8 protein-coding genes are annotated in these 6,760 nt (G+C 67.9%); 6 read left to right on the forward strand and 2 right to left on the reverse strand.

The features are described 5' to 3' along the window. The coding region (locus H0488_RS23725; RefSeq protein ID WP_376768475.1) for a class I SAM-dependent methyltransferase at positions 1 to 257 on the reverse strand (257 nt) is incomplete at its 3' end. Continuing rightward, positions 250 to 537 carry a DUF2530 domain-containing protein gene (locus H0488_RS17960; RefSeq protein WP_312856416.1) on the reverse strand — a complete coding sequence of 96 codons (288 nt, stop codon included), beginning with the start codon at positions 535 to 537 and terminating at the stop codon, positions 250 to 252. The genes H0488_RS17960 and H0488_RS23725, both read right to left, overlap by 8 nt. Before the next feature lie 79 nt (positions 538 to 616). Here H0488_RS17960 and H0488_RS17965 point away from each other — a divergent pair, with 79 nt between their 5' ends. The 6 genes from H0488_RS17965 to tuf all read left to right on the forward strand — a co-directional run. Further along, positions 617 to 1,066, forward strand: a complete 450-nt coding sequence (locus H0488_RS17965; RefSeq protein ID WP_246372413.1) for a MarR family winged helix-turn-helix transcriptional regulator — start codon at positions 617 to 619, stop codon at positions 1,064 to 1,066. Positions 1,067 to 1,184: 118 nt separating this feature from the next. After that, the gene (locus tag H0488_RS17970) at positions 1,185 to 2,384 is read left to right on the forward strand and encodes an MFS transporter (RefSeq protein ID WP_376768476.1); all 1,200 of its coding nucleotides are present in this window, start codon (positions 1,185 to 1,187) and stop codon (positions 2,382 to 2,384) included. A gap of 176 nt (positions 2,385 to 2,560) precedes the next feature. Continuing rightward, on the forward strand, positions 2,561 to 2,935 hold the full coding sequence (gene rpsL / locus H0488_RS17975; protein ID WP_109692297.1) for a 30S ribosomal protein S12: 375 nt from the start codon (positions 2,561 to 2,563) through the stop codon (positions 2,933 to 2,935). A 1-nt stretch (position 2,936) separates the two neighbouring features. Then, positions 2,937 to 3,407 (forward strand): 30S ribosomal protein S7, encoded by a 471-nt coding sequence (gene rpsG / locus H0488_RS17980; RefSeq protein ID WP_183100612.1) that lies wholly within the window; start codon positions 2,937 to 2,939, stop codon positions 3,405 to 3,407. Positions 3,408 to 3,489: 82 nt separating this feature from the next. Next, positions 3,490 to 5,601 (forward strand): elongation factor G, encoded by a 2,112-nt coding sequence (gene fusA, locus H0488_RS17985; protein WP_183100613.1) that lies wholly within the window; start codon positions 3,490 to 3,492, stop codon positions 5,599 to 5,601. A 70-nt stretch (positions 5,602 to 5,671) separates the two neighbouring features. After that, a partial coding sequence (gene tuf, locus H0488_RS17990) for an elongation factor Tu (RefSeq protein WP_183100614.1) occupies positions 5,672 to 6,760 on the forward strand: 1,089 nt, incomplete at its 3' end.

The raw sequence follows: 6,760 nt of genomic DNA on the forward strand, positions 1-6,760 counted from the left end.
CGGCGCGACTGCTCGGCCAGTCGCGGGTCGGGCTCGGTCGCGACGACCCGGTGCCCCCGGGCATGCAGGTAGGCGGCCACCCGCCCCATCCCGGAGCCGGCGTCGAGGATCCGGGCCCCGCGGGGGACCAGCGTGTCGGCCAGCCTCGCCTCGCCGTGGATGTCGGCGCCGGACTCGACCAGCTCGGCGAACCGCCGGCCGTAGCCGTCGGTCTTCTCCCCGCTGCGCGCCCAGCGCGAGACGGGCCGCTCAGGCATCGCCGGCGCGCTCGGCGCGGAACCGGCGCCGGCGCTTGCAGTACTCCATGCCGAGCAGCCCCAGGCCGACCCCGGTCAGGCACATCCACAGCAGCCAGGTCCGCCCCGCGTCCTCCAGCCGGCCGTAGAACGGCAGCAGCCCGATGAAGCCGAGCAGGAACAGCGCAGTGCCGACCTGGACCGTGCGCACCCCGTCGACGTCCAGCGGCTCGACGGGCGCGATGAGGTAGGTCCGGTTGCCGATCTCGTGCTGCATCGGCTGCTCGTCGCGCAGTTCCACGACGCCATCGTAGATCGCCGGGCGAAAGTTGGCTCCGTCCCCGGAATAGTTAGCAGAACTAATGACTTATGCTAACGATATGCCTACCTCAGAGAAGGTCGCTCGCACCGACGCCGGCCTCGCCAGCGAGCTGCGGATGTCGGTGATGCGGCTGCGTCGCCGGCTCGCGTCGGAGCGCCACCCGGACAACCCGCTCAGCATGGGCCAGATGGCCGTGCTCGGCGCGCTCTACCGCAACGGCGACCAGGCGGTCGGTGAGCTCGCCGCCCACGAGCGGGTGCAGCCGCCGAGCATGACCCGCACCGTCAACCTGCTGGCGGACGGGGGGTACGTCGTCCGCGGGTCGCATCCCTCCGACGGCCGCCAGGTCGTAGTGGCGCTGACCGACGCGGGCCGGGCCGTGCTGCTCGCCGACCGCGCGCGGCGGGACGAGTGGCTCGCCCGCCGCCTGGCCGGCCTCACGGCCGACGAGCGCGACGCGCTGCGCCGGGCCGCGCCGATCCTGCAGCGGCTCGCTCACGAGGACTGACCCGTCCCGCCCTGAACACCAGAAGAACCGACCGACACCCCGCGAGGAGGACCCCACGAGTCCCACGTTCAGATCCCTGTCCCACCAGAACTACCGTCGGTACTTCGCCGGCAGCATCGTGTCGAACATCGGCACCTGGATGCAGCGCGTCGCGCAGGACTGGTTGGTGCTGACCATCCCGGGCAACGGCGGCGCCGCGCTCGGCATCACGACCGGGCTGCAGTTCCTGCCGATCCTGTTGCTCTCCCCGTACGCCGGCGTCATCGCCGACCGGTTCCCGAAGCGCCGCCTGCTCCAGGTCACCCAGGCAACGATGGCGCTCGCGTCGCTGCTGCTCGGTGTGATCGCCGTCCTCGGCGTCGCCCAGACCTGGCACATCTACGTGATCGCCTTCGCGTTCGGAATCGGCGCCGCCTTCGACGGCCCGGCCCGCCAGGCGTTCGTGTCCGAGATGGTCGGCCCCGACGACGTCACCAACGCCGTCGGCCTCAACTCGGCGGCGTTCAACACCGCCCGCATCGTCGGCCCGGCGCTGGCCGGCCTCCTGATCGGGCTGTTCGGGGGCGGCATGGAGGCGACCGGGTGGGTGATCCTGCTCAACGCGGTCTCCTACCTGGCGGTCATCTGGCAGCTCCAGCGGATGGACACGCGTGCGCTGCGGACGCCCGTCCCCTCGGCGCGCCGTCCCGGCATGCTGCTCGAAGGGGTGCGCTACCTCCGCGGCCAGCCGAAGATGCTGATGATCCTGGTGCTGGTGTTCTTCGCCGGCACGTTCGGCATGAACTTCCAGATGACGTCGGCGCTGATGGCCACCGAGGTCTTCGACAAGGGTGCGAGCGAGTTCGGCCTCCTCGGCTCGGCGCTCGCGGTCGGATCGCTGACGGGGGCGCTGCTCGCGGCCCGGCGACCCAAGGTCCGGGTCCGGCTGCTCTTCGCGGCGGCGGCGGGCTTCGGCGTGGCCGAGATCGTCGCCGGGTCGCTGCCGACGTACCTCTCGTTCGCGCTGTTCTGCCCCCTGATCGGCTTCGCCACGATCACGCTGCTGAACTCGGCCAACGCCACCCTCCAGATCGAGACGGACCCGGAGCTCCGGGGGCGGGTGATGGCGATCTACATGACGATCGTCATGGGCGGGACCCCGCTCGGCGCCCCGGTGATCGGCTGGATCGGCGAGACGTACGGCGCCCGGTGGACCTTGATCGTCGGTGGCCTGCTGGTGCTGGTCGGCGTGGTCATCGCGCTCGCGATGCACCGGGTGGCGACCCCGCGCGCCGCCCAGGGGCAGCCGGCGCTCGAGCGCATCGAACCGGCATTTTGACCGCCCCCCAGGCGGCCGGTAATCTCGTTCCTTGTGTCTGGGACTCCCAGGCACGTCGCGCGCGCCCTCACTCCATCGTTCTGGAGCAGGCGCATCCCACGGCACACAGCTTCAAGTCTGACCCGTGCCCGGCAAGGTGCTGGGTGCTGAGAGCAAACAGGAAAGGGAACCACCAGGTGCCCACCATCAACCAGTTGGTCCGCAAGGGCCGCCAGGACAAGGTGTCCAAGAACAAGACGCCTGCCCTGAAGGGTTCGCCCCAGCGACGCGGTGTGTGCACCCGCGTCTACACCACCACCCCGAAGAAGCCGAACTCCGCTCTCCGCAAGGTCGCTCGTGTGCGCCTGAGCAGTGGCGTCGAGGTCACCGCCTACATCCCGGGTGAGGGTCACAACCTCCAGGAGCACTCGATCGTGCTCGTCCGCGGCGGTCGTGTGAAGGACCTGCCCGGTGTCCGTTACAAGGTCATCCGTGGCGCCCTGGACACCCAGGCCGTGAAGAACCGTAAGCAGGCTCGCAGCCGCTACGGCGCCAAGAAGGAGAAGAGCTGATATGCCGCGCAAGGGCCCCGCGCCGAAGCGCCCCCTGGACGTCGACCCGGTCTACGGCTCGCAGCTGGTGACCCAGCTCGTGTCCAAGGTCCTCATGGACGGCAAGAAGCAGGTCGCGCAGCGCATCGTCTACACCGCTCTCGAAGGCACCCGCGACAAGACCGGGATCGACCCGGTCATCACGCTCAAGCGTGCGCTCGACAACGTGCGTCCCGCCATCGAGGTCAAGTCCCGCCGCGTCGGCGGTGCGACCTACCAGGTCCCGATCGAGGTCAAGGGCACGCGCGGCACCACGCTCGCGCTGCGCTGGCTCGTGGGCTACGCCCAGGAGCGCCGCGAGAAGACCATGAGCGAGCGCCTCATGAACGAGATCCTCGACGCCTCCAACGGCCTCGGTGCCGCTGTGAAGAAGCGCGAGGACACCCACAAGATGGCCGAGTCCAACAAGGCCTTCGCCCACTACCGCTGGTGACGTGGTCGGGACGGACGCCGTACTCCGGAGGCCGTCCCGACACCCCACCGCCTACGCCAACTTCTAAGGAACGCTGACTCACGTGGCAGTCGACATCACGACGGACCTCAACAAGGTCCGCAACATCGGCATCATGGCGCACATCGACGCCGGCAAGACCACCACCACCGAGCGCATCCTCTTCTACACCGGCATCACCTACAAGATCGGTGAGGTCCACGAGGGCGCGGCGACGATGGACTGGATGGAGCAGGAGCAGGAGCGCGGCATCACCATCACGTCCGCCGCGACGACCTGCTGGTGGAAGAACCACCAGATCAACATCATCGACACCCCCGGGCACGTCGACTTCACCGCCGAGGTCGAGCGCTCGCTCCGCGTCCTCGACGGCGCGGTCGCGGTCTTCGACGGTGTCGCCGGTGTCGAGCCGCAGACGATGACGGTGTGGCGCCAGGCCAACAAGTACTCCGTGCCCCGGATGTGCTTCGTCAACAAGCTCGACCGCACCGGTGCCGACTTCTTCCGCTGCGTCGACATGATGGTCGAGCGCCTCAACTCCACCCCGCTCGTGCTCCAGCTGCCGATCGGCGCGGAGTCCGACTTCATCGGTGTCGTCGACCTGGTCGGCATGCGTGCGCTGGTGTGGCGGGGCGAGACCACGATGGGCGAGGACTACGCCGTCGAGGAGATCCCGGCCGAGCTGGCCGAGCAGGCCGCCGAGTACCGCGAGAAGCTGCTCGAGACGCTGTCCGAGGCCGACGACGAGATCATGGAGAAGTACCTCGACGAGGGCGAGTTCACCGTCGAGGAGCTCGAGGCCGCGATCCGTCGCGCCACCCTGGCCGACAAGCTCAACCCGGTCCTGTGCGGCACGGCGTTCAAGAACAAGGGCGTCCAGCCGCTGCTCGACGCGGTGGTCAACTACCTCCCGTCGCCGCTCGACATCGACGCGATCATCGGTCACTCGGTCAAGGACGAGAACGAGGAGATCAAGCGCCTCCCGTCCGACGACGAGCCGTTCTCCGGCCTGGCCTACAAGATCGCCACCGACCCGCACCTCGGCAAGCTGATCTACGTCCGGGTCTACTCGGGCAAGCTCGAGGCCGGCTCGACCGTGGTCAACTCGGTCAACGGCCGCAAGGAGCGGATCGGCAAGGTCTACCAGATGCACGCCAACAAGCGTGAGGAGATCGCGTCGGTCGGCGCCGGCCAGATCGTGGCCGTCATGGGTCTCAAGGACACCAAGACCGGACACACCCTGTCCGACCCGCAGAACCAGGTGATCCTCGAGTCGATGACGTTCCCGGCCCCGGTGATCGAGGTCGCGATCGAGCCCAAGACCAAGAGCGACCAGGAGAAGCTCGGCACCGCGATCCAGCGGCTGTCCGACGAGGACCCGACCTTCACCGTCAAGACCGACGAGGAGACCGGCCAGACCATCATCGCCGGCATGGGCGAGCTCCACCTCGAGATCCTGGTCGACCGGATGAAGCGCGAGTTCCGCGTCGAGGCGACCGTCGGCAAGCCGCAGGTGGCCTACCGCGAGACCATCCGCAAGGAGGTCAAGAACCACAGCTACACCCACAAGAAGCAGACCGGTGGTTCGGGCCAGTTCGCGAAGGTCGTCGTCTCGCTCGGCCCCAACATCGACCCCGACACGGGCACCGGTGCCGGCTACGAGTTCATCAACAACGTGTCCGGTGGTCGGGTGCCGAAGGAGTACATCCCCTCGGTCGACCACGGTGGCCAGGAGGCCATGGAGTTCGGCGTGCTCGCCGGCTACCCCATGGTCGACGTGAAGTTCACGCTCGAGGACGGCGCCTACCACGACGTCGACTCCTCCGAGCTGGCGTTCAAGATCGCCGGTATCCAGGCGTTCAAGGAGGCCGCGCGCCAGGCCAAGCCGGTCCTGCTGGAGCCGATGTTCGCCGTCGAGGTCACCACGCCCGACAGCTTCCTCGGCACGGTGATCGGTGACATCAACAGCCGTCGCGGTCAGATCCGCGCGCAGGAGGAGCGTCACGGCGACATCGTCGTGAACGCCCTCGTGCCGCTGTCCGAGATGTTCGGGTACGTTGGCGACCTGAGGTCGAAGACCTCCGGTCAGGCGTCGTACTCGATGGAGTTCGACTCGTACGCCGAGGTTCCCACGAACATCGCCGACGAGATCATCAAGAAGGCGCGCGGAGAGTAGTCTCCGCAGGCCCTCGGCACCACCCCGTTTAGTACGAGTCAAGTAACACACAAATCAGGAGGAGCCCCCAGTGGCTAAGGCGAAGTTCGAGCGGACCAAGCCGCACGTGAACATCGGGACGATCGGTCACATCGACCACGGCAAGACGACGCTGACCGCGGCGATCTCGAAGGTGCTGCACGACAAGTACCCGGACCTCAACGAGGCCTCGCCGTTCGACCAGATCGACAAGGCCCCCGAGGAGCGTCAGCGCGGCATCACCATCTCGATCGCTCACATCGAGTACCAGACCGAGTCGCGTCACTACGCGCACGTCGACTGCCCCGGTCACGCGGACTACATCAAGAACATGATCACCGGCGCGGCCCAGATGGACGGCGCGATCCTCGTGGTCGCCGCCACCGACGGCCCGATGCCGCAGACCCGTGAGCACGTGCTGCTCGCGCGCCAGGTCGGCGTGCCGGCCCTGGTGGTCGCGCTCAACAAGTGCGACATGGTCGACGACGAGGAGCTCATCGAGCTCGTCGAGATGGAGGTGCGCGAGCTCCTCTCCGAGTACGAGTTCCCGGGCGACGACGTTCCGGTCGTGCGCGTTGCTGCCTTCCCGGCGCTGAACGGCGACGAGAAGTGGGGCGAGTCGGTTGCCGAGCTGATGTCGGCCGTCGACGAGTACATCCCGACCCCCGAGCGTGAGACGGACAAGCCGTTCCTCATGCCCGTCGAGGACGTCTTCACGATCACCGGTCGTGGCACGGTCATCACCGGCCGCATCGAGCGGGGCATCGTGAAGGTCAACGAGGAGGTCGAGATCATCGGCATCCGCGAGGGCGCGATCAAGTCCACCGTCACCGGTGTCGAGATGTTCCGCAAGCTGCTCGACGAGGGCCAGGCCGGTGAGAACGTCGGTCTGCTCCTCCGTGGCACCAAGCGCGAGGACGTCGAGCGCGGCATGGTCGTGATCAAGCCGGGCACCACCACCCCGCACACCAACTTCGACGCCTCGGTCTACATCCTGTCGAAGGAGGAGGGCGGCCGCCACACGCCGTTCTTCAACAACTACCGTCCGCAGTTCTACTTCCGGACGACCGACGTGACCGGCGTCGTCACCCTCCCCGAGGGCACCGAGATGGTCATGCCGGGCGACAACACCGAGATGGCC

The organism is Nocardioides pelophilus (assembly GCF_014180685.1).
Classification (GTDB): Bacteria; Actinomycetota; Actinomycetes; order Propionibacteriales; family Nocardioidaceae; genus Nocardioides; species Nocardioides pelophilus.

Coding starts and splice junctions, on each gene's coding strand:
- H0488_RS17965 (WP_246372413.1), top strand. CDS start 617: ATGCCTACCTCAGAGAAGGTCGCTCGCACCGACGCCGGCCTCGCCAGC.
- rpsG (WP_183100612.1), top strand. CDS start 2,937: ATGCCGCGCAAGGGCCCCGCGCCGAAGCGCCCCCTGGACGTCGACCCG.